Annotated in this window: 26 protein-coding genes; 10 read left to right on the top strand and 16 right to left on the bottom strand. The window is 72.6% G+C overall.

Annotated features, from left to right (window positions below):
• Nucleotides 1–96: serine dehydratase beta chain (locus FB455_RS27680; protein WP_145755309.1), on the bottom strand; the 96-nt coding region annotated here is incomplete at its 3' end.
• 857 nt (nucleotides 97–953) lie between these two features.
• On the opposite strand from FB455_RS27680, the gene FB455_RS27675 reads away from it, so the two are divergent.
• The gene (locus FB455_RS27675; RefSeq protein WP_013283729.1) at nucleotides 954–1,157 is read left to right on the top strand and encodes a PspC domain-containing protein; all 204 of its coding nucleotides are present in this window, start codon (nucleotides 954–956) and stop codon (nucleotides 1,155–1,157) included.
• Between the two features lie 80 nt (nucleotides 1,158–1,237).
• Here FB455_RS27675 and FB455_RS27670 read toward each other — a convergent pair whose 3' ends face one another.
• From FB455_RS27670 to pdxH, 7 genes are all read right to left on the bottom strand, one after another.
• Nucleotides 1,238–2,014, bottom strand: coding sequence for a DUF4230 domain-containing protein (locus FB455_RS27670; protein WP_145755308.1), 777 nt, complete (start codon nucleotides 2,012–2,014; stop codon nucleotides 1,238–1,240).
• Nucleotides 2,015–2,147: 133 nt separating this feature from the next.
• Nucleotides 2,148–3,308, bottom strand: a complete 1,161-nt coding sequence (locus FB455_RS27665) for an acyl-CoA dehydrogenase family protein (protein WP_013473751.1) — start codon at nucleotides 3,306–3,308, stop codon at nucleotides 2,148–2,150.
• Between the two features lie 31 nt (nucleotides 3,309–3,339).
• Nucleotides 3,340–3,645 carry a type II toxin-antitoxin system VapB family antitoxin gene (locus tag FB455_RS27660; RefSeq protein ID WP_013283726.1) on the bottom strand — a complete coding sequence of 102 codons (306 nt, stop codon included), beginning with the start codon at nucleotides 3,643–3,645 and terminating at the stop codon, nucleotides 3,340–3,342.
• Nucleotides 3,646–3,698: 53 nt separating this feature from the next.
• A complete protein-coding gene (locus FB455_RS27655) occupies nucleotides 3,699–4,301 on the bottom strand; it encodes a nitroreductase family protein (RefSeq protein WP_145755307.1) in 603 nt (200 codons plus the stop codon).
• 2 nt (nucleotides 4,302–4,303) lie between these two features.
• Complete coding sequence (locus FB455_RS27650) at nucleotides 4,304–5,230, bottom strand: aldose 1-epimerase family protein (protein WP_145755306.1); 927 nt, start codon at nucleotides 5,228–5,230, stop codon at nucleotides 4,304–4,306.
• A gap of 16 nt (nucleotides 5,231–5,246) precedes the next feature.
• A complete protein-coding gene (locus tag FB455_RS27645) occupies nucleotides 5,247–6,539 on the bottom strand; it encodes an MFS transporter (RefSeq protein ID WP_013283723.1) in 1,293 nt (430 codons plus the stop codon).
• Nucleotides 6,536–7,165, bottom strand: a complete 630-nt coding sequence (pdxH, locus tag FB455_RS27640) for a pyridoxamine 5'-phosphate oxidase (protein WP_049794801.1) — start codon at nucleotides 7,163–7,165, stop codon at nucleotides 6,536–6,538. The genes FB455_RS27645 and pdxH overlap by 4 nt, the downstream gene beginning before the upstream one ends.
• Before the next feature lie 273 nt (nucleotides 7,166–7,438).
• On the opposite strand from pdxH, the gene FB455_RS27635 reads away from it, so the two are divergent.
• The 4 genes from FB455_RS27635 to FB455_RS27620 all read left to right on the top strand — a co-directional run bounded on the left by FB455_RS27635 (nucleotide 7,439) and on the right by FB455_RS27620 (nucleotide 12,285).
• Nucleotides 7,439–8,545 carry a citrate synthase 2 gene (locus FB455_RS27635; protein WP_013283721.1) on the top strand — a complete coding sequence of 369 codons (1,107 nt, stop codon included), beginning with the start codon at nucleotides 7,439–7,441 and terminating at the stop codon, nucleotides 8,543–8,545.
• A gap of 282 nt (nucleotides 8,546–8,827) precedes the next feature.
• Nucleotides 8,828–9,955 (top strand): phosphoserine transaminase, encoded by a 1,128-nt coding sequence (serC, locus tag FB455_RS27630; RefSeq protein ID WP_013283720.1) that lies wholly within the window; start codon nucleotides 8,828–8,830, stop codon nucleotides 9,953–9,955.
• Between the two features lie 191 nt (nucleotides 9,956–10,146).
• Nucleotides 10,147–11,235, top strand: coding sequence for a septation protein SepH (sepH, locus tag FB455_RS27625; protein ID WP_013283719.1), 1,089 nt, complete (start codon nucleotides 10,147–10,149; stop codon nucleotides 11,233–11,235).
• A 63-nt stretch (nucleotides 11,236–11,298) separates the two neighbouring features.
• Nucleotides 11,299–12,285: an aldo/keto reductase gene (locus FB455_RS27620; RefSeq protein ID WP_013473747.1), complete on the top strand. Its 987-nt coding sequence runs from the start codon at nucleotides 11,299–11,301 to the stop codon at nucleotides 12,283–12,285.
• A gap of 66 nt (nucleotides 12,286–12,351) precedes the next feature.
• Here the strand turns inward: FB455_RS27620 and thpR are convergent, their stop codons facing one another.
• From thpR to FB455_RS27595, 5 genes are all read right to left on the bottom strand, one after another.
• On the bottom strand, nucleotides 12,352–12,915 hold the full coding sequence (thpR, locus tag FB455_RS27615; RefSeq protein WP_145755305.1) for an RNA 2',3'-cyclic phosphodiesterase: 564 nt from the start codon (nucleotides 12,913–12,915) through the stop codon (nucleotides 12,352–12,354).
• Nucleotides 12,916–12,919: 4 nt separating this feature from the next.
• The gene (locus FB455_RS27610) at nucleotides 12,920–13,429 is read right to left on the bottom strand and encodes a hypothetical protein (protein ID WP_013283716.1); all 510 of its coding nucleotides are present in this window, start codon (nucleotides 13,427–13,429) and stop codon (nucleotides 12,920–12,922) included.
• A 75-nt stretch (nucleotides 13,430–13,504) separates the two neighbouring features.
• Nucleotides 13,505–14,791 (bottom strand): MFS transporter, encoded by a 1,287-nt coding sequence (locus FB455_RS27605; RefSeq protein ID WP_013283715.1) that lies wholly within the window; start codon nucleotides 14,789–14,791, stop codon nucleotides 13,505–13,507.
• 68 nt (nucleotides 14,792–14,859) lie between these two features.
• Entirely contained in the window at nucleotides 14,860–15,309 is a 450-nt protein-coding gene (locus tag FB455_RS27600) for a MarR family winged helix-turn-helix transcriptional regulator (protein ID WP_030274920.1), read from the bottom strand.
• Between the two features lie 61 nt (nucleotides 15,310–15,370).
• Entirely contained in the window at nucleotides 15,371–16,852 is a 1,482-nt protein-coding gene (locus tag FB455_RS27595; protein WP_013283713.1) for an NCS2 family permease, read from the bottom strand.
• Between the two features lie 92 nt (nucleotides 16,853–16,944).
• Here FB455_RS27595 and FB455_RS27590 point away from each other — a divergent pair, with 92 nt between their 5' ends.
• Nucleotides 16,945–17,208 carry a DUF2530 domain-containing protein gene (locus FB455_RS27590; RefSeq protein WP_013283712.1) on the top strand — a complete coding sequence of 88 codons (264 nt, stop codon included), beginning with the start codon at nucleotides 16,945–16,947 and terminating at the stop codon, nucleotides 17,206–17,208.
• A 4-nt stretch (nucleotides 17,209–17,212) separates the two neighbouring features.
• Here FB455_RS27590 and FB455_RS27585 read toward each other — a convergent pair whose 3' ends face one another.
• Nucleotides 17,213–18,052: a DUF3027 domain-containing protein gene (locus FB455_RS27585; RefSeq protein WP_013283711.1), complete on the bottom strand. Its 840-nt coding sequence runs from the start codon at nucleotides 18,050–18,052 to the stop codon at nucleotides 17,213–17,215.
• Nucleotides 18,053–18,139: 87 nt separating this feature from the next.
• Here FB455_RS27585 and FB455_RS27580 point away from each other — a divergent pair, with 87 nt between their 5' ends.
• On the top strand, nucleotides 18,140–19,756 hold the full coding sequence (locus tag FB455_RS27580; RefSeq protein ID WP_013283710.1) for an MFS transporter: 1,617 nt from the start codon (nucleotides 18,140–18,142) through the stop codon (nucleotides 19,754–19,756).
• Entirely contained in the window at nucleotides 19,753–20,466 is a 714-nt protein-coding gene (locus FB455_RS27575; protein ID WP_013473743.1) for a futalosine hydrolase, read from the top strand. The genes FB455_RS27580 and FB455_RS27575 overlap by 4 nt, the downstream gene beginning before the upstream one ends.
• A gap of 55 nt (nucleotides 20,467–20,521) precedes the next feature.
• On the opposite strand, the gene FB455_RS27570 is transcribed toward FB455_RS27575, so the two are convergent.
• On the bottom strand, nucleotides 20,522–21,505 hold the full coding sequence (locus FB455_RS27570) for an NAD(P)-dependent alcohol dehydrogenase (RefSeq protein ID WP_145755304.1): 984 nt from the start codon (nucleotides 21,503–21,505) through the stop codon (nucleotides 20,522–20,524).
• 117 nt (nucleotides 21,506–21,622) lie between these two features.
• Here FB455_RS27570 and FB455_RS27565 point away from each other — a divergent pair, with 117 nt between their 5' ends.
• Together FB455_RS27565 and FB455_RS27560 are read left to right on the top strand one after the other, a co-directional pair.
• Nucleotides 21,623–22,333: a TetR/AcrR family transcriptional regulator C-terminal domain-containing protein gene (locus tag FB455_RS27565; RefSeq protein WP_145755303.1), complete on the top strand. Its 711-nt coding sequence runs from the start codon at nucleotides 21,623–21,625 to the stop codon at nucleotides 22,331–22,333.
• 34 nt (nucleotides 22,334–22,367) lie between these two features.
• On the top strand, nucleotides 22,368–23,198 hold the full coding sequence (locus tag FB455_RS27560) for a 1,4-dihydroxy-6-naphtoate synthase (protein ID WP_013283706.1): 831 nt from the start codon (nucleotides 22,368–22,370) through the stop codon (nucleotides 23,196–23,198).
• Here the strand turns inward: FB455_RS27560 and FB455_RS27555 are convergent.
• Nucleotides 23,159–23,545, bottom strand: a complete 387-nt coding sequence (locus tag FB455_RS27555; protein WP_026267952.1) for a cold-shock protein — start codon at nucleotides 23,543–23,545, stop codon at nucleotides 23,159–23,161. The genes FB455_RS27560 and FB455_RS27555 overlap by 40 nt on opposite strands.

Below are 23,545 nucleotides of genomic sequence, written 5' to 3'. Positions count from 1 at the left end.
GCCCGCCACGAACGTACGGGCGGCCCGCATCGGCCCGACGGTGTGCGAGCTGGACGGCCCGATACCGACGCTGAAAAGATCGAAAACACTGATCATTTGCTGCTTTCCTCGCCGTCGTCCCCGTTGTGCGGATCCGAGCCGGTGCGTGGGTGCCGCGCCCGCCAGGCGGGTAGACGGCCGGCGCCCGGGGTGGGGGCGCCCGACCGGCGAGCCTACCTCGCCCCCGTGAATACCCGCCCCCACTCCGCCACATACCCGCCCCGGCGCACGCGTCCGCCCCCTCCCCGTTCCACTCCCGCCGTCGCCCACCCGCTCCCTCCCGCCCGCTCAGGCCCGCGCCCGCCCCGCCCGCCCTCGCGCTACTGCCGCCGACTCCCGCCCCACCCCTCCCCGTCGATCTTGGAGTTATGGCGCCCAGGATGCCCGATTAACGCCATTCGCGAGGTGCCACAACTCCAAGATCGACGCGCCGTGGCCTGCCCCCGGGGAGATCTTGGTACCGAATGGCCCCCATAGGGGCACTTTCCTACCAAGATCTCCACTGCCCCAGTCAGCGGAACGCCAGTCCCGCGAGGCGGAAAGCGCTCGACGCAGCACCCCTCGCCGAGCAGGGCTCCCGCCCGACGCCACCCCCACCACTCCCGCGATCTTGCAGTTGCGGCCCTGAACAACTGCGCGAATCGGGCACAACGGGGGCCGCAACTGCAAGATCGCGAGGGCTGCGCGGGGCGGCGCGAGGGCTGCGCGGGGCGGCGCGAGGGGCGGGGCTGCGCGAAGCAGCGCGAGGGCGGGCGAGGGTGAGGCGAGGAGCGGGGGGCGTTGGTGAGGAAGCGCCGGGGTAAGCACCTACGGGTGCCCGGGTCGCCGATCCTCCTCGGGGCTGAGGGCGCGGCGCGTACCCCTTTCTACCGTGGAATCAGCGCGGCGGATCGCCGCAGAAGTGGGAGACGACGATGAGTCGCAAACTGGTCCGGCCCCGCCAGGGGCGCATGATCGCCGGTGTCTGCGCCGGCCTGGGGCAGCGGTTCGGCATGTCGGCCGGCATGGTCCGGCTGCTGTTCCTGCTGTCGCTGCTGCTGCCCGGCACGCAGGTGATCGTCTACCTGATCCTGTGGATCCTGATGCCGAACGAGGACCGCTACCTCGCCACCCGCTGACGCGACACGAGCCGGGACGCCGGCACACACGCGACGCGCCCGCCCCGGATCATCGGGGCGGGCGCGCGGCGTCAGAGCGGTCAGGGAGCGGTGTACGTGACTGTCACCTTCTCGTACCCGAGGGAGCGCAGCAGCCCTTCGAGCATCTTGCGGGTGTTCTCCTGGGCCCGGGCGGTGAGCCCGCTGTCCCGGGCGGCAGCGGTGATGCGGTCCTCGGCGAGCTTGTAGACCTGCTGCTGCCGGTTCGGGTCGCCCGCGACCAGGTCGTTGAGCCGGTTGATCAGGCCGCGCTGCTCGGCGAACACGTAGCTCTTGTCCATGTCCAGGTCGGTCTCGCCGAGGTGCGGCGCGGGCAGCTTGATCTCGGCGGACTTGCCGTCCTCGGAGACCACCACGGCACCGTCGGCGATCTTCCCGAAGTCGACGTACGCCTCGACACGGCCCGCCCCGACGAACAGCGTGCGCTCGTTGAGCAGGAAGTCGGGCACGTTGCGCCTGTCGTTCTGCACGTCGACCACGACCTGGAAGTTGCCCTCGGCGGCGACGTAGCGGCTCAGGTCACGGATCGACTTGAGCAGCGGCGGCTGGCTGCGGTCGGTCTGCTCCTTGGCGAACGGGTTGCGGAAGTCGGGCAGCAGACCGGTGGCCTGCACGCCGAGCAGCACCACGACCGCCAGCGCCGCCGCGCCGAGCACCCAGAGCAGGCCGCGCGCCGGGCCGCCACCCGACGCCGGGGCACCGGGGGCGTACTCGCGGTCGTGGTCGGGCGAGCCCTCCGCCCGGTCGCGAAGGGACTCGCTGGTGGGGTAGTCCGGGAACTCCCGGGTGGGCTCGTTGATGTCACCGTCGCGGGCCATCGCCCTCACCGTCCTCGTCCGACACTTCCTCGTCCGACACATCGATCCTCAGCCGACACATCGACTGACAATGACGGTACGGCCACCGTGCGACAGTCGCTCGCCGAGCGCCCCGATCGAGTGAAACCGCAGGTCAGGCGAACGCGGACAGGCCGGTGAGCCGCTGGCCGATGACGAGCTGGTGGATCTCGGAGGTGCCCTCGTAGGTGAGCACGCTCTCCAGGTTGTTGGCGTGCCGCATCACCGGGTACTCCCCCGAGACGCCGTTGGCGCCGAGGATCGTGCGGCACTGCCGGGCGATGGCGAGCGCCTCGCGGACGTTGTTCAGTTTGCCCACGCTCACCTGGTCGGGCCGCAGCGTCCCCGCGTCGGCGAGGCGGCCCAGGTGCAGCGCGAGCAGCATGCCCTTGTTCCACTCCACCGCCATGTCGGCGAGCTTGGCCTGGGTGAGCTGGAAACCGGCGAGCGGGCGGCCGAACTGGGTGCGCGTGGTCGCGTACTCCAGTGCGGTCTCCAGGCAGTCGCGGGCCGCGCCGAGCGCGCCCCAGACGATGCCGTGCCGGGCCTCGGTCAAGCATCCCAGCGGCGCTTTGAGCCCGATCGCCTCGGGCAGTCGCGCATCGGCCGGCAGCCGGACGTCGTCGAGGGCGATCTCGCCGGTCAGGGACGCGCGCAGCGACATCTTGTGCCGGATCTCGCGCGCCGTCACCCCCGGCGTGTCCATGGGTACGGCGAAGCCGCGCACCCCGTCGTCGGTACGCGCCCAGATCACGCCCACGTCCGCGATCGGCGCGTTGGTGATCCACAGTTTGCTGCCGTTGAGGATCCAGTCGTCGCCGTCGCGGCGGGCGCGGGTGGCCATCGAGGCGGGGTCGGAGCCGTGGTCGGGTTCGGTGAGCCCGAAGCAGCCGATCGCCTCGCCGGCCGCCATGGCGGGCAGCCAGCGCTGCTTCTGCTCCTCGCTGCCGTAGCGCCAGATGGCGTACATGGCGAGCGATCCCTGCACCGACACCAGCGAGCGGACGCCGGAGTCGCCGGCCTCCAGTTCCAGGCAGGCGAGCCCGTACGCGACCGCTGACGCGCCGGCGCAGCCGTAGCCGGTCAGGTGCATGCCGAGCAGGCCGAGCTTGCCGAACTCGCGGGCCAGTTCGCGGGCCGGGACCTGGCCGTCCTCGTACCATCCGGCGACGTGCGGGCGTACCCGGTCGGTCACGAGCCGGCGCACGACGGTGCGGATCTGCCGCTCCTCGTCGCTGAGCGACGCATCGATGTCGAGCAGGTCGAGAGGAGTCATGGCGTCACCTTAACCAAGACTCAGGGAGGCGTCACTCGCCCTGGTCACCGAGCACGAGCACCCGCGCGTGGATCTGGTTGCGCTGCTGGAGCGCCGCGCGCAGCGCCCGGTGCAGGCCGTCCTCCAGGTAGAGGCCGCCGTTCCACTGAACGACGTGCGGGAAGAGGTCGCCGTAGAAGGTGGAGTCCTCCGCGAGCAGCTTGTCCAGCGCGAGTTCGCGCTTGGTGGTGATGAGCTGGTCAAGCCGCAGCGGGCGCGGCGGAATCTCGGCCCACTGCTTCAGCGTGAGGTTGTGCTCCGGGTAGGGACGCCCGTCCCGGACCGCCCTGAAGATCACGGCGTGCTCTCCTCTCCAGGCCAGGCTGACAATGTGGATGTCAGCCTAACCGCTCAGGTCCACCGTCCCCGCCGCACCACATCCTGCACCGGACGCCGCCCTCGGCGCAGCGACGGTGACCGGTGGTCGACAGCTCGGTAACCTACTGTGATCGCACCGATCGGGTGCAGTTCCGGCGGTACCCCGAACGCCTCCCGGTACGCCCCGATGCGCTGCGGCGGGATGCCGAAGAAGCAGGCGCCCAGCCCTTCGTCCACGGCGGTGAGCAGCATCAGCAGCGCCGCGAAGCCGGTGTCCACGTACCAGTAGGGCACCGGCCAGCGGTCCTCGGCGCGGTCCGACCAGCCCTTGTCCGCCTCGGCGTAGCGGTCCAAGTAGGCGTCGCGGTTGGCGTGCGGCACCACGATCAGCGGCGCCCGGCGCATCCCGGCCAGCCAGCGTTCCCGGCCGCCGCCACCAGGCTTGGTCGCGGCCCAGAACCGTTCCCGGTCCTCGGGTTCCTCCAGCACCAGGAAGCCCCAGCCCTGCGAGAACCCGGCCGACGGGGCCCGGACGGCGTGGTCGAGCAGCCGGTCCACCACCTCCGGCGGCACCGGCCTGTCTGGGTCGTAGTTGCGCACCATCCGGCGGCGCCGGACGACGTCGGCGAACTCCACGCTCAGACCTCCGGGCGGACGCCCCAGGCGCCCCGCCAGGTCTGCCCCGGCTCCAGCATGATCAGGTCCTTCCCGGAGCGGAACGCGTCGGGCGGGCACGTCATCGGCTCCACCGCCACGGACCGGCGGTGCCGTTCCCCGCCGAGCGTGTCGCCGGTGAACACCTGCCACCAGCCGAACTCGCGGTCCGCCCAGATCCGCAGCCCGGACGAGCCGTCCGGCGCGCTCAGCACCACCGCCGAGCCGCCGTCGGCGTCCCGCTCGACGTCACCGAACGCGGTGTCGAGCACCAGGTCGCCGATCGGGCGCGGGCTGGTGAAGTCGAACTCGGAGCCGGTCACCTCGGCGGCGGCGACCGGCAGCAGGCGGCTGTCCACCAGCACCCGCCGCCGGGCCGGTACGTGCAACCGCAACTCGTCGACGCCGACCTTCGGCAGTTGCAGGTAGGGGTGGACGGAGAAGCCGAACGGCGCGGGCTCGTCGGAGACGTTCGTCGCCTCGTGCTCGGCCCGCAGGCCGTGCGGGCCGACGCTCCACCGGGCCCGCAGCCGCAGTGCCCACGGGTAGCCGGGGCTCGGCGGCAGGTCGTAGCCGACGGTCACGCTGTCCGCGGACTGCTCGATCGGCTGCCACCGCACCCAGTTCACCAGGCCGTGCAGGGCGTTGTGCCGCTCCGGTTCGGTGAGGTCGAGCTGAAACGACCGTTCCCCGACCGTGTAGACGCCGTCCCGGACGCGGTTCGGCCACGGCGCCAGCACCTGCCCGGCCGAGCCGGGGCAGACCTCGTCCTCGGCGTACCCGTCGAGGTGGTCCACGCCGTCGTAGCGGTAGGCCCGCAGGCCGCCGCCCACCTCGACCACGACGGCCTCGTGGCCGTCGGCCGCGATGGTCCACTGTGTACCGGACGGAGGCTGCACGTCGATCCCCATGTCGGCGACCCTACCGTCAGTGCCGGTCCTCGGCGGGAGTGGTCGAGCGATAGCGCAGCAGCGCCGGGAACGCCACCACCAGCAGCACCGCGAGTACGGCGGCGGCCAGGCCGCCACCGACCATGGCGAAGCCGGTGCCGAAACCGGCGGCCATCGCACCGGCCCGCAGGTCGCCCAGACGCGGGCCACCGGCCACCACGACCGTGTTCACGCCCTGGAGGCGGCCACGCATCCGGTCCGGCGCGTAGACCAGCAGCATCGACTGGCGCAGCGTGGCGCTGACCAGGTCGGCGGCGCCGGCGACGCCCAGCAGCACCACCGCCACCCACAGCTGCCCGGCCAGCCCGGCGAGCGCGATGGCCACGCCCCAGCCGACCACCGCCACTGTGAGCGCGAGGCCCTGCCGTCGTACCCGGCCGATCCACCCCGAGGTCAGGCCGCCCAGCATCGCGCCGATGGCGATGGAGCTGTAGAGCCAGCCCACCGCCGAGGCACCGCCGAAGCGTTCCTGCGCCAGCTCCGGGAACAGCGCCCGCGGCATGGCCAGGATCATCGCGATCAGGTCGATGGCGAAGGAGAGCAGCAGCACCCGCGTGGTCGCCAGGTAGCGGAAGCCGTCGACGATGCTGGCGAACCCGGCCTTGCGGACACCGCCGTCCGGGTCCGGCGCGGGCGGCATCGCGGGCAGCCGCAGCGTGGCCCAGAGCGACGCGGTGAACAGCAGCGCGTCCGCCGCGTACGCGATGGGCAGCGCCACCCCGACCTGCCAGGCGGCGAAGATCAGGCCGGCGGCGAGCGGGCCGAAGACGGCGGCGGCGGTGAACGTGGTGAAGTTCAGCGTGGTGGCCGCCGGGACCAGCTCCGCGGGCACCAGCCGGGGCAGGATCGCGCTGCGGGCCGGCGAGGTGATCGCGAAGGCCGTCGACTGGAGGCCGACGAGCAGCAGGAGCAGCAGCGGGCTGCGCGCACCGGCCAGCGACTGCACCAGAAGCCCGAGCGTCGAGACCCAGAGCACGCAGCCGCCGACGAGCAGCACGCGGCGGCGGTCCCGGGCGTCGGCGACCGCGCCGCCCCACAGCCCGAAGATCAGCAGCGGTACGAAGCCCGCGATGCCGAGCAGACCGACCCAGAGTGAGCCGCCGGTCAGGTCGAACATCTCCACCGGCACCGCCACGGCGGTGAACTGGAACCCGAACATGGCGATCGCGTTGCCGGTCCAGACCCGCCGGTACGCGGGCACGCGCAGCGGACGCAGGTCGATCGCCCAGCGGCGCGCGCCCCGCCGCCGGGTCTGCGTGACGTCGGTCACGGCGCGAGCCGCTCGACGACGAAGAACCCGTCCCCGGTACGCCGGAAGCGCAGCCGGTCGTGCAGCCGGCTGGCCCGGCCCTGCCAGAACTCGACAGTCTCCGGACGGACCCGGAACCCGCCCCAGTACGGCGGCGCGGGGATCGGGTCCACGTCGGCGAACCGCTCGGCCGCCGCCCGGTACGCCGCGTCGAGCGCGGTCCGGTCCGGCACCACCGCCGACTGGGCGCTGGCCCACGCCCCGAGCTGCGAGCCGCGCGGCCGAGTGGCGAAGTACGCCTCGGTCTCGGCCCGGTCCACCTGCTCGACCCGGCCGGTCACGATCACCTGCCGCTGCATCGGGAACCAGGGGAACACCAGGCTGGCCCACGGGTTCCCGATCACCTCGGCGCCCTTACGCGAGCCGTGGTTGGTGTAGAAGACGAAGCCCTCCGGGCCGTATCCCTTGAGCAGCACGGTGCGCCCGCTGGGCCGGCCCCGGTCGTCGGCCGTGCCGAGCACCATCGCGTTCGGCTCGGGCAGCTGATGGGCCACCGCGTCGGCGAACCAGCGGGCGAACTGGGTGTGCCAGTCCGGCGCCAGGTCCGTCTCGGTCAGGCCCAGGTCGGCCGCGTACTCGTTACGCATGCCGGCCGGGGCGGGTGTGTCGCCTGTCACTGTGGTAGTCCCTCTCCCGGGCGTGCCGGCGTCCCCCGACGCTGGCCAGGCCCCGGTACCCAGTCTTCTCCTCCCCGAACGGGCGTCCACCGGCGGGGATGTCGCGTGGCGCACAGTGGCTGTGGGTCGCGCAGCGCGTTACCCACCGGGCAAGATGTCACGAACCACATCCCTGAAGGGTCGCCTGAGCTGCGGGGCTCGATCAGCCCGCCCGGGCGCGCCGAGCCGAAGCCAGGAGACGACATGTCCGATTTCAAACCGGGCCTGGAGGGCGTCGTAGCCTTCGAGACCGAGATCGCCGAACCCGACCGCGCGGGGGGATCACTGCGCTACCGGGGCGTGGACATCGAGGACCTGATCGGCCAGGTCTCGTTCGGCAACGTCTGGGCACTGCTGGTGGACGGCCGGTTCGGCCCGGGCCTGCCGCCGGCCGAGCCGTTCCCGGTGCCGGTTCACTCCGGTGACATCCGCGTCGACGTGCAGTCCGCGGTCGCCATGCTGGCCCCGTACTGGGGGCTCAACCAGCTTCTCGACATCTCCGACGAGCAGGCCCGCGAGGACCTGGCCCGGGTGTCGGTCACCGCGCTGTCATTCGTCGCCCAGTCGGCGCGCGGCCTGGGCCTGCCGGCCGTGCCGCAGAAGGAGATCGACAAGGCGGAGACCATCGTCGAGCGGTTCATGAAGCGCTGGCGCGGTGAGCCCGACCCGCGGCACGTCAAGGCCGTCGACGCGTACTTCATCTCGGCCGCCGAGCACGGCCTGAACGCCTCCACCTTCACCGCCCGGATCGTCGCCTCCACCGGCGCGGACGCCGCGGCCTGCATCTCCTCCGGCATCGGCGCGCTCTCCGGCCCGCTGCACGGCGGCGCCCCGTCCCGGGTGCTCAGCATGCTGGAGGCGGTCGAGCGCAGTGGCGACGCCGACGGATACGTCAAGGGCGTCCTGGACCGGGGCGAGCGCCTGATGGGCTTCGGCCACCGGGTCTACCGGGCCGAGGACCCGCGCGCCCGTGTGCTGCGGCGTACCGCCAAGGAGCTGGGCGCGCCCCGCTTCGAGGTCGCCGAGGCGCTGGAGAAGGCCGCGCTGGCCGAGCTGCAGGCCCGCCGCCCGGACCGCGTCCTCGCCACAAACGTCGAGTTCTGGTCCGCGGTGGTGCTGGACTTCGCCGAGGTGCCGGCGCACATGTTCACCTCGATGTTCACCTGCGCCCGGATGGGCGGCTGGTCGGCGCACATCCTGGAGCAGAAGAAGCTCCAGCGGCTGGTCCGGCCGTCGGCCACGTACGTCGGCCACGGCCCGCGCAAGCCGCAGCAGGTCGAGGGCTGGGACGCCATCCCGCACGGCGTCTGACGTGTAAGGAAGGGGCCCCGCTTAACGCCTCCGGTAGAGGCGGGGCCCCTTCTTAACGCCCGCCTCCGTGCCCACGAGGCGCTGCGCCGCTGTGGCGCACGACTCAGCGCCGACAGTGGGACCAGCCGCCGGTCCGGGCCGCCCGGGTGGGAGGATGAAGGCCGGCAGCGCTGCCGGCCGGGTTCGGACCCCGGCCGCCTCGTGCGCCCGGCGCACGCCCGGCCATCGGTCCGCGCCCGCACCAAGGGCCCGTCCCGCCCACGCGGAAGGATCAAGACAACCGTGGCTGACGCACCGACCATCCGGATTCCCGACGAGATCAGGCCCGCCGACGGACGATTCGGCTGCGGCCCGTCCAAGGTCCGTCCGGCCGCGGTCTCCGCCCTCTCCGACGTCGCCACCAGCTACCTGGGCACGTCGCACCGGCAGAAGACGGTCCGCGACCAGGTGTCCCGGCTGCGCCGCGGCCTGGCCGAGTTCTTCTCCCTGCCCGAGGGGTACGAGGTGGTGCTCGGCAACGGCGGCACCACCGCGTTCTGGGAGGTCGCCACGTTCGGCCTGATCCGCGACCGGGCCCAGTTCGCCAGCTTCGGCGAGTTCGGCGCCAAGTTCGCCAAGTCGGTCAAGGACGCACCGTTCCTCGGTGAGCCGACCGTGCGCAAGTCCGACGCGGGCAGCGCCCCGTCGCTCGTGGCCGAGGCCGGCGTGGACGTCTACGCCACCCCGCACAACGAGACCTCCACCGGCGTCGCGGTGCCGATCAGCCGGGTCGCGGGCGCCGACGAGGGCTCGCTGCTGCTGGTCGACGCCACCTCCGGCGCGGGCGGGCTGGACGTGGACGTCGCCCAGACCGACGTCTACTACTTCGCCCCGCAGAAGTGCTTCGGCTCCGACGGCGGGCTCTGGCTGGCCCTGATGTCGCCGGCCGCGCTGGCCCGGGCCACCGAGGTCAAGGAGTCCGGCCGGTACATCCCGGCCTTCCTCGACCTGGTCACCGCGATCGACAACTCGCGGCTGGAGCAGACGTACAACACCCCGGCGCTGGCGACCATCTTCCTGGCCGCGGAGCAGACCGACTGGATGAACTCCCAGGGCGGGCTGGCCTGGGCGGCCAAGCGCACCGCCGAGAGCGCCGGCATCGTGTACGGCTGGGCCGAGCGCTCGTCGTTCGCCACGCCGTTCGTGTCGGACCCGGCGCTGCGGTCCAACGTGGTCGCCACCATCGACTTCGCCGACGAGGTGGACGCCACGGCGATCGCCAAGGCGCTGCGCGCCAACGGCATCGTCGACACCGAGCCGTACCGCAAGCTGGGCCGCAACCAGCTGCGGGTGGCGCTGTTCCCGGCCGTCGAGCCGGCCGACGTCGAGGCGCTCACCGCGTCCATCGACTACGTGGTAGAGCGACTCTGATCACGTCGTGACGGTGCGTGGCCGTCGGGGCCCCGGCGGCCACCCACCGTGATCGTTACCGCAGCTCAGTCACGACATGCCGGGGTGTCGCAGTCCCCATCGGCGGGTAGATGAGCGTACGGTGGTGCGAGACGCCCGGGTGGCCGGCTCCCGTGGCGTGACGGCCAGCGAAGCGGGACGGAGGCAAGCCCATGCGCCCAGTACGCTTCGTCGCCCTCTCCGAGGACGGCCAGGCCCTGGTGCTCGCCGACGAGGTGGGGCGCCTGCTGGCGCTGCCCATCGACGAGCGGATCGCGTCGGCGCTGCACGCCGAGCCGGGCGCCCCGCCGCTCGCTGTGGTGCCGAGCGCCACCGACCCGACGCCGTCGCTGTCCCCACGCGACATCCAGGCCCGGATCCGGTCCGGCGAGTCCGCGGAGGACGTCGCCCGCATCGCCGGCGTACCAGTCGACCGGGTGCTGCGTTACGCCGGTCCGGTGCTCCAGGAGCGGGCCATGCTCGCCCAGCACGCCCGCCGCACCCGGCTCAAGGGCGCGGAGAAGCCGACCCCGCTGGCCGAGGTCGTCAACGGCCGGCTGGCCCAGCACGGCATCGACACCGAGAAGATCTCGTGGGACGCCTACCGCCGCGACGACGGCACCTGGCGGATCATCGCGACCTGGCCGTCCGGCAAGGCCACCGCCCAGGCGGTGTGGGACCTGGACAAGACCCGGCAGAACGTCGCCCCGCACGACGACATGGCGCAATACCTGTGCGCCGAGCGGCCCACGCCGATCCTCGGCCAGGAGCCGGCGCCGGAGCGGGGCGGTCACGCGCTGCCCGGTCCGTCGCGCGGCGAGCCGAGCCGGGGTGGGCACGGCCTTCCGGCTGCCTCCGAGCACGCCCGTCCGGGGCGTGACCCGATCCGCGCCGGCCGGGACGCGCTGCTCGCCTCGCTGGACCGGCCGCTCGGCGGCACGTCCGGGCGTGGTCTCGACACCCGCTCCCCGGCCGCGCTGGCCGGGCAGGAGGCGCCCCGTCAGCGGGCTGTCGCCGGTGGTGCCGCCGCGCTGCTCGGTGGTGGGCAGGGTTCGGCCTTCGACGACGACTCGGACGCGCCGAAGGAGATCCCGGCCGTACCCTCGCTCGCCGTGCTGCGGCCCCGCCGCACCGGCCCCGCGGCGGCGACCGGCGGTGCGGCAGCCGAGTCCACCGATGCCGGTGGCAAGCCGCGCAAGCGGTTGCCGAGCTGGGACGACGTGCTGTTCGGCACCGGCCCGGCGGCCCGCGAATCATCCTGATCCACCGCTCCACCCTGGCTCGTTGAGAGGGCACTCTAAGTGCCGGCGTGCCAGGGTGGAGTCATGGAGTACACGAACCTGGGACGCACCGGTCTGTCCGTGAGCCGACTCTGCCTCGGCACGATGAACTTCGGTCCGCAGACCGACGAGCCGGACAGTTTCGCCATCATGGACCGGGCGCTCGAACACGGGATCAACTTCTTCGACACCGCGAACGTCTACGGCTGGAAGCTCGGCGAGGGCGTCACCGAGCAGATCGTCGGCCGCTGGTTCGCGCAGGGCGGCGGGCGCCGCGACAAGGTCGTCCTCGCCACCAAGGTGTACGGCAAGATGGGCGAGTGGCCCAACGAGCAGGGCCTGAGCGCCCGGCACATCATCCGGGCCTGCGAGGACTCGCTGCGCCGGCTCCAGACCGACACGATCGACCTCTACCAGATGCACCACATCTCCCGGACCACGCCGTGGGAGGAGATCTGGCAGGCGATGGAGACGCTCGTCGCCCAGGGCAAGGTGCTCTACGTCGGATCGTCCAACTTCGCCGGCTGGCACATCGCGCAGGCGCAGGCCGCGGCCGGCAAGCGCAACTTCCTCGGGCTCGTCTCCGAGCAGTGCATCTACAACCTGCTGACCCGGTACGTCGAACTGGAGGTCGTCCCGGCCGCGCAGCACTACGGGCTGGGCATCATCCCCTGGTCGCCGCTGCACGGCGGGCTGCTCTCCGGCATCATCCGCAAGATGGCCGAGGGCAGCGCGGCGCGCGGCACCACCGGCCGCTCGGCCGACGCGCTGGCCGAGCACCGGAACACCATCGAGGCGTACGAGAAGCTCTGCGCCGACCTGGGCCACGACCCGGCCGACGTGGCGCTGGCGTGGCTGCTGTCCCGGCCGGGCGTGACCGCCCCGATCGTCGGCCCGCGCACCATGGACCAGCTCGACCGCAACCTGGGCGCCCTCGACGTCCAGCTGGACGAGTCGACGCTGACCCGCCTCGACGAGCTGTTCCCGCCGGTCGGCAACGGCGGTCCCGGCCCCGAAGCCTGGGCCTGGTAGGAAAGGAAGGGCCCCTTCTTAACGCCTCCGGTAGAGGAGGGGCCCCTTCTTAACGCCCCACCCGAATTAAGCGCCCGCCGCCAGCGCCCACGCGGCGACGGGGGTGTAGCGCGGCGTACGGCCCAGGTGGCTGCGAATCAGGAGCACCTCGCCGGCCGTCCACTGCGGCCCGGCGTAGTCGTGCAGCGTGTGCACGTCCGAGCGGACGTCGGCCTCGGGCACCCGGTCGCCGGGGCGGGCGATGGTCAGATGCGCCCGGAACGGCTTGTCGTCACACGGCAGCCCGGCCTCGCGCAGCCCGCCACGGATCGACAGGGCGAGCGCGTCGAGCGCCTCGACCTCGCCGCGCACGTCGACCCAGAGCACTGTGGACCGGCCCTCACCGAAACAGCCGCCACCGGCCAGGCACAGCCGCGGGGAGCGAGCCGTCCGGGTGGCCGAGGCGAGCGCGCGCTTCACGTCGGCCAGCCGGTCGTCCGGCACCTCGCCGAGGAAGGCGAGCGTGAGGTGCAGATTCGCCGGGTCGGCGAGGCGGGCGTGGCGGGCGGCCGCGACCCGCAGGCCCTTCATCCGGGCGGTCAGGTCCGCGACGACCACGGCAGGTGGGTAGATCGCCGCGAAGAGACGCACCCGGTCAGCGGTGCCGCTGGTGGTGCGCGGCGCGCGCGGCCGGCAGGGTCAGCCCGGCGGCGTGCAGCAGCCCTTCGACGCGTACCCGTTCGATCTCCCGGTCGACGCCGTCCAGCTCGGCCAGGTGTTCGGCGATGCCGAGCGCGTGGCAGGCGGCGCGCAGCCGTTCGTCGTACGCCTCGATGACCGCGCCGTGCCACACCACGCTGCGGTCGGCGGCGGCGAGCCGGTGGCCGCCGAGACGGCGCAGGTCGGTGGCGAGTTGTTCCAGCGGGCGGCGGCCGTCCTTGTCGAACTCGGTGAGGTCGATGTCGCGGGTCAGCGCCTCGGCCTCGATGGCCCGGTCGAGCCGCGCGATGGTACGGCGTTCCCGGCGCTGCTCCCGCCACTCGGCCCATCCGCAGGCGACCCGATCGATGATCTCGTCGGCGCAGAACAGCAACGCGAACAGGGCAGGCAGGCAGCAGACGGCGAGGATCGCCAGCGCCAGCAGCAGTCCCTGCCCCACTTCCACACATCGACGCTAAGCCCTGCCGCACCGGCCCGCCACCCGTTTGGGTAATCGGGCCGGTACGACCGGCTATCAGGGCTACTTGGCGCCGGGCGAAACCACGTAGAAGCGGGGCATCGGCAGCACCCGCATCCGCAGCCGGGCGCCGGAGCGGCGCAGCTGCCAGGTGAGCGCCAGCAGCGCGGCGGTGAGCGAGATCAGACCGCCGGCCCAGATGCTCGCGCCCGCGCCGTACGTCTCGGCGACCCAGCCGATCAGCGGCGCGCCGACCGGGTTGGTGCCCAGGAACACCAGCACCCACAGCGCCATCACCCGTCCCCGGAAGGACGCGTCGACACCGAGCTGTACGCGCTGGTTGGCGGCCTGGGCAAAGTAGATCATGAAGAACCCGGCGGGCAGCAGCAGCGTCACGACCATCCAGTACGCCGGGGCGAGCCCGACGAGCGTGCCGAAGATCGCACAGCCGATCGCGGCGCCGAGCACGAGCCAGACCGAGGGCCGGCTGCGCCGTCCGGTGCCGGCCAGCGCCCCGACCAGCGCGCCGGCCGCGAGGGCGGTGCTGAACAGGCCGAACGAGGCGGCACCGGTGTTGAACACGGTCTTCGCGAGCGCGGCGAGGGTGAGCTGGAAGTTGAACAGGCTCATCCCGATCACCGACATGAGGACCATCGGCAGCAGGATGTCCGGGCGGCGTGCCACGTACCGGAGGCCGTCGACCACCCGGGCCTGGTCCCGCTCGCCGACCGGCGGCAGGTCCTTGCGGTGCAGCTCGTCGGTACGCATCCGGACCACGTTGACCAGCGGGGCGATCGAGCTGAGCGCGGTGACCAGGAAGACCGGGCCGACGTCGACGACGGCGATGGCCAGGCCGGCGACGGCCGGGCCGACGATCCGGGCGGAGTTGAACACTGCCGCGTTGAGCGAGAGCGCGTTCGGCAGCAGCGGCATGCCGACCAGTTCGGAGACGAAGGCCTGGCGGACCGGCGTCTCGACCGCGTTGGCGACGCCGAGCAGGGCGGCGAACGTGAAGACGTGCCAGAGCTGCACCAGGCCGGTGAGGACCAGGATGCTCATGGCGAGCGACAGCACGGTCCAGAAGGCGTTGGCGACGAAGAGCAGCATCCGCTTGTCGTAGCGGTCGGCGAGCCGGCCGGACAGCAGCGTGAGCAGGAGTACGGGGGTGAACTGCAACGCGGTGACCACGCCGAGCGCGGTCGCGGAGTTGTCGCTGAGCTCGAGGACGAGCCAGTCCTGGGCGATGAACATCATCCAGACGCCGATCAGTTTGATCAGCTGCCCGGTGGCGAAGAGTCGATAGTTGCGGACTCGTAGGGACTGGAACATCGTGCTCAGCTTGGCCTGCACTCTAGGTGCGCCTCCTCGCATCGGTACGCTTCATCCACAGCTGACGAAGCGAACCGCGGGCGGCGGTGTCAGGCGCGAGCGATGCCCTGGAGGATGTCCGCTGCTCGCCGTAGCGTCTCGCGTTCGTCCTCGGTCAGCGCGGCCAGCCGGGTGGCCAGCCACTCGTTGCGGGCCCGCTCGAACTGGTCGAGTACGGCCCTTCCCCCTTCGGTCGCCGCCAGGATGACCTGCCGTCCGTCGGTCGGATGGGGGGTGCGCTGCACGAGGCCGCGCTCCTCCAACTTCGCGACGATCTTCGTCATCGTGGGCGGCTGCACCCGTTCGACATCAGCCAGTTCCCGTGGCGTGAGGGCGCCCGCCAGATTGAGGCTGGTGAGCGCCGACAGCTGGGTGACCGTGAGGTCGCCGACCGGCCGGGCTTGTCGTACCCGCCGGTTGAGCCGGGTGATCGCATCTCGCAGCTGAGGAGCCAGCTGCGCCGGTGGCACGCGTTTCGCCGTCACCGTCCGCTCCGTCACACTAGTTAGCCTAACTAATGAGCCTGGCTAACGACATGCGTTATGACCAGGCTCACCAGCGTCAGAGCAACACGGACTCGACCGGCCCGCGCAGGAAGTACACGATGAACAGCACGGCGACCCCGTACAGGAGCGGGTGGACCTCCCGGGCCTTACCCTTCGCCACCTTCAGCAGTACGAAGCTGATCACGCCGGCCCCGATGCCGTTCGAGATCGAATAGGTGAACGGCATCAGCGCGATGGTGAGGAACGCCGGGATGGCGATCTCGTAGTCGGTCCAGTCGATCGTGCGGACCGCCGTCATCATCAGGAAGCCGACCACCACCAGCGCCGTCGACGCGGCCTCGAACGGCACGATCAGCGACAGCGGTGCCAGGAACATGGCGAGCAGGAACAACGCGCCGGTGACCAGGTTGGCCACGCCGGTCCGCGCACCCTCCGCAACGCCTGCGGCGCTCTCGATGTACGACGTGTTGCTGGACACCGAGGCCGCGCCACCCGCGGCGGCGGCGATCGAGTCGACCAGCAGGATCTCCTTGGCCTTCGGCGGGGTGCCCGTCTCGTCGAGCATGTCCCCTTCCTGGCCGATCGCGACCATCGTGCCCATGGTGTCGAAGAAGTCCGTGATCAGCAGCGTGAAGATGAACATCAGCGGCACCAGCCAGCCGACCCGGCTCCACGAGTTCAGCACGTTGAACTGGCCCAGCAGCGACAGGTCGGGCAGGTCCACGATCTGTTTGGGCAGCTCGGGCACGTTCAGCGCCCAGCCCTTCGGGTTCGGCTTGCCGTCGACGAAGGACGGGCCGACGTTGGCGATCGCCTCGACCACGATGGCCAGCACGGTGGAGGCCAGGATGCCGATCAGGATCGCGCCGCGGACCCGGCGTACCACCAGGACCAGCGTGATCAGCAGGCCGACCACGAAGACGAGCATCGGCCAGCTGACGATCTTGCCGTTGATGCCCAGCCCGACCGGCACCGTGGAGTTCGCGGCGTCCGGCACGCGCCTGACGAAACCGGCGTCGACCAGGCCGATGATGGTCAGGAACAGACCGATGCCGACGCCGATCGCGGTCTTGAGCTGCGTGGGCACCGAGCGGAACACCGCGGTACGCAGTCCGGTGAGCACCAGGATGCCGATCAGCACACCCTCGATGACCACCAGGCCCATCGCATCCGCCCAGGTCATCTGGGGCGCGATCTCATAGGCGACGAGCGCGTTCACGCCCAGACCGGCCGCGAGCGCGATCGGGAACCGGGCCACCACGCCCATCAGGATGGTCATCAGGCCGGCGACCAGCGCGGTCGCCGCGGCGAGCGCCGGGATGGCCAGCGAACGGCCGTCGCCGTCCTTACCGCTGCCCAGGATCAGCGGGTTCAACACCACGATGTACGCCATCGTGAAGAACGTGGCGAAGCCGCCTCGCAACTCCCGGCTCAGCGTCGACCCGCGCGCCGAGATCAGGAAGAAGCGGTCGAAGGCGTTTCGTGGATGCGCGGGATCGGGCGGTGTGCCGTGATCCGGCGGCGGGGCAATGGACATGGTTCCTCATCTGGTCATCGGCCGGGTTTTGTCGCGCGCATCGTCCCAGATCACCTGGCAGGCAGGGAAGAACGATCACGTAGGCTGGGCCGGTGTCACAGGAGCAACAGCCGCGGCCGGAGCCGCTCGACCCGCCGATGGTGCCGTTCGCCGTCGCCGGGCTGATCGCCTGGGCGGTGGCCGGCCTGGTGCTGCTGATCTTCTTCCGGGACTGGCTCACCGAATCCGGGCGTCAGAACTGGCTCTGGACCTGTCTGGCCGGTTTCCTGTGGGGCTTTCCCGGCTTGGCGGTGATGATGCGGCACGACGCCAACCGGCGTCGCCGACGCGCTGCCGAAGCGCAGCGAGCGCGCTGACCCGTCAGGGGTGGCCGTACGGCTCCGCCGGTTCGGCCGCCTCCACCGAGCCCGGGGCCCGGCTGACGGTCATGGCCTCGACCGCGCTGTCGTCGTAGACGGTGGGCAGCTCGTCCACGGACGTCTCGGCCGCTTCGATCATCGTCTCCGAGTGCGCGCCGCAACCGTGGTCGGCGCTCACCACCCGGCCGTCGTCAGGGGCGTAGAAATTGCCGCAGGCACCGAACGCCAGGCGCAGCGAACCGGCGAGCGGCAGGTAGAAACCGCAGGTGCCGCAGCGTGCGGCGGCCGGCGCGGCGGCCGAGATCGCGGCGTCCGGGCCGTGGTCCCCGTCGTACCACCGCTGGGCGGCCTCGGCGCGGCCCTCCCGGGACAGCACCCGGGCCCGGCCCAGGCCCAGCTCCCAGGCGGTCTCCTCCACTGCGGGGTCGTCGGAGAGCAGGTAGCCGGGGGCGAGCCGCTCGTCGTCGGCCGGGGTGGGCAGCAGGTCGCCCGGACCCAGGTCGCCCGGCTTGAGCCGCTCCTGCCAGGGCAGCCAGCCCGGAGCGAGAAGCGCGTCCGGGCCGGGCAGCAGCACCGTCTCGCAGATGGTGACGTGCCGGCTGCGCGGCACCCGGGTCACAGTGACGGCCCAGCGCCAGCCGCGGTAACCGGCCATCCGGCATTCGAAGTAGTGGGTGACGACCCGGTCGCCCTCGGCGACCGCCTGGAGATGATCGCCGATGTCGGTGGGCTCCACCTCGGTGATCGCGTCGCGGGCCACCTCGACGGCGGCGGCGCAGACCTGGTCGAGCCGGGGAGCGCGGGCGGAGGCGGGCCTGGTCACCTGACCATTGTTCCCCATGCCCGTCCACGGGCGACAGGCACTCCCCGGAGTCATTCTCTCCGGGTGATGCGGCACACGCGGAGCGGATGGGCGAGGATGGGACGCATGGCGCTGTCCTCCCGCTCCGGCCGCTCCTTTCTCGGGCGGACCGTCGGCACCGGCATCCGCGCCACCCGGCTGCTGCTGCGGGGCTCGCTGCACGGCGGACGCTGGATGACCCGGCGTGCCGGCACCGCCCGGGCCCGCAGCGCCGGCAACGAGGTGGGCATGGTCCGCCTGTTCGACCTGCACGCGCTCTCCTGCGCCGGTGACACGCTCATCGCGATCGGCCTGGCCGGGACGATCTTCTTCGACGTGCCGCTGGGCGAGGCGCGCAACAAGGTGGCCCTCTACCTGCTGGTGACCATGGTCCCGTTCGCCATGCTCGCCCCGGTGGTCGGCCCGCTGCTCGACCACTTCCGCCACGGCCGGCGGTACGCGTTGGCCACCACCATGCTGGGCCGGGCGTTCCTGGCCTGGTTGATCTCCGACTACATCGGCGGCTTCGGGCTCTACCCGGCGGCGTTCGGCGTGCTCGCGCTCTCCCGGGCGTACGGGGTGGCCCGCTCGGCGGCGGTCCCCCGGCTGCTCCCGGAAGGGCTGGGGCTGTCCCAGGTCGGGGCGCGCGCGAGCGTCTACGGCACTGTGGCCGGCGCGCTCGTCGCACCGATCGGCCTGGCCGCGTTCTGGTTCGGGCCGCAGTGGCCGCTGCGGGTCGCCTCGGTGATCTTCCTGATCGGCATGGTGATCTCGCTCCGGCTGCCGCCGAAGGCCGACTCCGAGCCGCCGGAGCGGATGCCGCACCCGCTGCGCGCGCTGCGCCGCCGCGACGGCGAGCGCCCGCTGGGCCGGGGTCGCCCCAGTGGCCGGCTGGTGATCGCCACGCTGATCGGCGCGGCGGCGCTACGCGGGCTCTACGGCTTCCTGCTGCTGTTCCTGGCCTTCGCGATCAAGGCCGGTGACCTGACCACCGACTTCTTCGGCCGCGACCTCGGCGCCCAGGGCGCGCTGGGTCTGGTCGGCGGCGCGCTGGCGGTCGGCACGTTCCTGGCCACCGCGCTCGGCACCCGTCTGCGCATCCACCGGCCGACAGCGCTCCAGTCCAGCGGCACGATCGTGGTGGCCGGTGTGGCCGTGCTCGCCGCGCTGAAGTTCTCGCTGCCCATGGTGGCGCTGCTGTGCCTGGTCGCGGCGATGATGAGCGGGATCGCCAAGCTGGCGGTGGACGCCTCGATCCAGGAACGCATCCCGGAGCGGCTGCGCGCCAGCTCGTTCGCGCACTCGGAGACCGCGCTGATGCTCGCGTTCGTGGCCGGGGGCGGGCTCGGGCTGGTGCCGTTCACCGGCCTGATCGGCGTGACCGTCGCCGCCGCGGTGGCCGCGCTGGTGGCCGTACGCGGCGTGCTCGTCGCCGGCAAGCTGCGCGGTGAGCACCTGGCCGGCCGGCCGCTCGGCGACGAGGAACTGGCGGCGGAGCAGGCGACTCGCGCCGAGAAACCGGCCACCACCTCGTTCGACGACCCGGCGCCCACGTCACCGGCGCCCCAGCGCTCCGGCCCACCGCCGGACGACGACGGGCTGGCCCCGCCCGGCTTCCACATCTACCGGCCGTCCTCCTCGGTGGGCGGGCCGGGCGGCGTCGAGGACACCGAGCGGCGCGACCCGCGGGGGCCGGTGGCGTGACCGGTCTGCTCGTGGTCACGGCCGTGCCGGCCGAGGCCGAGGCGATCCGTGCCGGCCTCACCGCACCGGCAGCGCCGAACGGGACGGCAGCGCCCGACGGGACTGCACCGCCGGACGCGACTGCACCGCCGGACGTGACGGTGCTGCCGGTCGGGGTCGGTCCGGCCGTCGCCGGGGCCGCCACGGCACGGCTGCTGGCGCTGGCCGAGGCGGCCGGGCGGCCGTACCGGGCGGTGGTCAGCGCCGGCATCGCCGGAGGGTTCGTCGGCCGGGTCGCGGTGGGCGGCACTGTGCTCGCCGACCGCAGCGTCGCCGCCGACCTCGGTGCCGAGTCACCGGCCGGGTTCATCCCGGTCGAGGACCTGGGCATGCCTCCCGAACTGCTGGGCGGCGGCCGGATCGTGCTCGCCGACCCGGGCCTGCTGGCCCGTCTGCGCGCCGCGCTGCCGGGGGCCACCGTCGGCACCGTGCTCACCGTCAGCACGGTGACCGGCACCGCCGCGAGCACGGCGGCCCTCGCCGAACGGCACCCGGACGCGGTGGCCGAGGCGATGGAGGGGTACGGCGTGGCGGTAGCCGCCGCTCAGGCCGGCGTGCCCTTCGCCGAGCTGCGTACGGTCTCCAACCCGATCGGACCGCGTGACCGGAGCGCGTGGCGGATGCGGGAGGCGTTCGCCGCGCTCACCGCCGCGGCGGCCGCCCTTCAGTGATCCATCCACCTGTGGACAACCCTGTGGAGAAGTCGTCGGGCTGGGGACGGCGGGCTCAGATCGTGATGACGACCTTGGCTCGCGCGTGCTCGGTTTCGAGGTAGCGGACGGCCTCGGGCACCTCGCGCAGCGGATGCGTCCGGTCGACCACAGGCGTGAGCCGGCCCGCCTCGGCGTGCTCGCGCAGCACGTCGAGGTGGGCCCGGCCGGGTGACGTGGCGAGGACGACGACGCGCTGCCTGACGACCGGCGCGAGCAGCCGTCCGCGCGCCAGCAGCCCGATCGGGCCGAGCAGGCTGCCGCCCCGGTAGACGCCGCCACCGGAGAGCACGAGCGTCCCGTCCGGCGTGAGCGCCCGCCGCAACGCGGTCAGGGAGCGGTTGCCGACCAGGTCGAACACCACGTCGTGGCGGTGCCCGTCGCGGGTGAAGTCGTCGCGGGTGTAGTCGACCACGTGGTCGGCGCCCAGGGAACGGACCAGCGCGACGTTGCGGGTGCGGCACACGCCTGTCACAGTCGCGCCGAGTGCCTTCGCCAACTGGACGGCGAGCGTGCCGACGCCGCCGGAGGCCCCGTTGATCAGGACGCGGTGGCCGGGCCGGACCTGCCCGGCGTCGCGCAGGCCCTGGAGCGCGGTGACCCCCGCCAGCGGCAGTGCTGCCGCCTGCGCCGGGGTCAGGTTCGCCGGCCGCGGCGCGACCAGGTGCTCGGGCACGCACACGTACTCGGCGAACGCGCCGTCGGCCTCGCCGAGGTCGCCGAAGACGGCGTCGCCGGGGCGTACCTGCCGCACCTGGGCGCCGACGGCCTCGACCCGGCCGGCGAAGTCGCGGCCACGGATGCGGGCGCGGGGCCGCGCGAGGCCGAGCGCCAGCCGCGACAGCCGGGGGTCGCCGCGCATGACGTGCCAGTCGTACGCGTTCAGCGCGGCGGCCTCGACCCGGACGAGGACGTCGCCGGGGCCGGGCGCGGGCGTCTCGACGTCGGCGAGCACGAGTGTCTCCGGGGGGCCGTACCGGTCCTGGACGATCGCCTTCATGTCGCCACTCCCTCCCTGGTGTACGGCGTACACCATCATGGGACAAGGCTAGGTGTACGCCGTACACCAGTCAAGACGGTTACTGTGTCAACGGCCTTCGGGAGGACTGGGGACGACATGGCGGAGCAGACGGAGACGGTGCGCCGGACACCCCTGACCAGGGATCGCGTCCTGCGTACCGCAGTCGTGCTCGCCGACCGGACCGGCATCGAGTCGCTGAGCATGCGCAACCTCGCGCAGGACCTGGGCGTCGTGCCGATGGCCCTCTACAAGCACGTCGCCAACAAGGACGAACTGCTCGACGGCATGATCGACATCGTCGTCGCGGAGATCGACCCGCCGGCGGCCGGCGACTGGAAGCAGTCGATCCGCCGGCGCATCCTGTCGGCGCGGCAGATGCTGCTCCGCCACCCGTGGGCGTCGCTGGCGATCGAGTCCCGGACCACGCCCACGCCGGCCGTCCTCGCGTACCTCGACTCGACAGTGGGCGCGCTGCGGGCGGGCGGGTTCTCCACCGACCTGGCCCACCACGTCATGCACGCGCTCGGCAGCCGCGTGCTGGGCTTCAGCCAGGAGCTGTTCGACACCTCCCGGCAGGCGGGCCGGTCCGGCGCGACGAGCGCCGACCCGCCGGCGGACCTGCCGCCGGAGGCGGCCGCCCGGTTCCCGCACCTCGCCGCCATCGCCACCGCCGCGTCCCACGACGACGACTCAGTGGTCGGCCCGGGCTGCGACGACCAGTTCGAGTTCGAATTCGCGCTGGACCTGCTGCTCGACGGCATCGAGCGGCTGCACCGGACCGGCTGGACGTCACACCGGACGGGGTGACGGGCCGCCCGGCCGCCGGGGTTACGGTGGGACCGTGGCGCTCTCCCTGGCGATCTCCCCCTGCCCCAACGACACGTTCGTCTTCGACGCCCTCGTGCACGGCCGGGTGCCGGGCGCGCCGGCGGTCGAGGTGACCTACGCGGACGTCGACGTCACGAACACCGCCGCCGAGCGGGGCGCGTTCGACCTGGTGAAGGTCAGCTACGCGGCGCTGCCCTGGCTGCTCGACGACTACCACCTGCTGCCCTGCGGCGGCGCGCTGGGCCGGGGCTGCGGCCCGCTGGTGCTGACCCGTGGCGACCGGACCGACCTGTCCGGCGCGACGGTGGCGGTGCCCGGCGAGCGGACCACCGCGTACCTGCTGTTCCGCCTCTGGGCGGCCGACCAGGCACCGGCGCGCATCGAGGTGGTGCCGTTCCACGAGATCATGCCGGGCGTGGCCGCCGGCCGGTACGACGCGGGCCTGGTCATCCACGAGGCGCGCTTCACCTACCCGCGGCACGGGCTGACCGCGCTGGTCGACCTGGGCGAGTGGTGGGAGGGCGACACCGGTCTGCCGATCCCGCTCGGCGCGATCCTGGCCCGCCGGGGCGCCGTCGACCCGGTCGACGCCGCCGCATGGATCCGCGAGTCGGTACGCCAGGCGTGGGCCGACCCGGAGGCCAGCCGCGAGTACGTCCTTACGCACGCTCAGGAGATGGAGCCCGACGTGGTGGACCGGCACATCGGCCTCTACGTCAACGAGTTCACCGCCGACCTGGGAGAGGCCGGCTTCGCCGCCGTGGAGGCGCTGCTGGGCCGGGCCGCCGACGCCGGGCTCGTCCCTCAGACCTCCAGCTCGCGCGCCACCGCGTGGACCAGCTGAGCGATCTTCTGCGCGGTCTTCCGATCCGGGAAGCGACCCCGGCGCAGGTCCGGCTGGACCTTCGCCTCCAGCACCTTGATCATGTCTTCGACCAGGCCGTGGAGTTCCTCGGCCGGCCGGCGGCGCAGCTCCGCCACGGACGGCGGCGCCTCCAGCAGCTTGACCCCCATCGCCTGGGCGCCCCGCCGGCTGTCGACCACGCTGAAATCGACCCGCTGGCCACCCTTCAGGTCGGCGACACCCGCCGGTAGCGCGCCCTTCGGCAGGAACACGTCGCCACCCTCGTCACTGGTGACGAACCCGTACCCCTTGGCGGCGTCGTACCACTTCACTCGACCCGTCGGCAC

It is taken from the genome of Micromonospora sp. CNZ296 (genome assembly GCF_007827635.1).
This window is presented reverse-complemented; position numbering and strand designations above follow the sequence as displayed.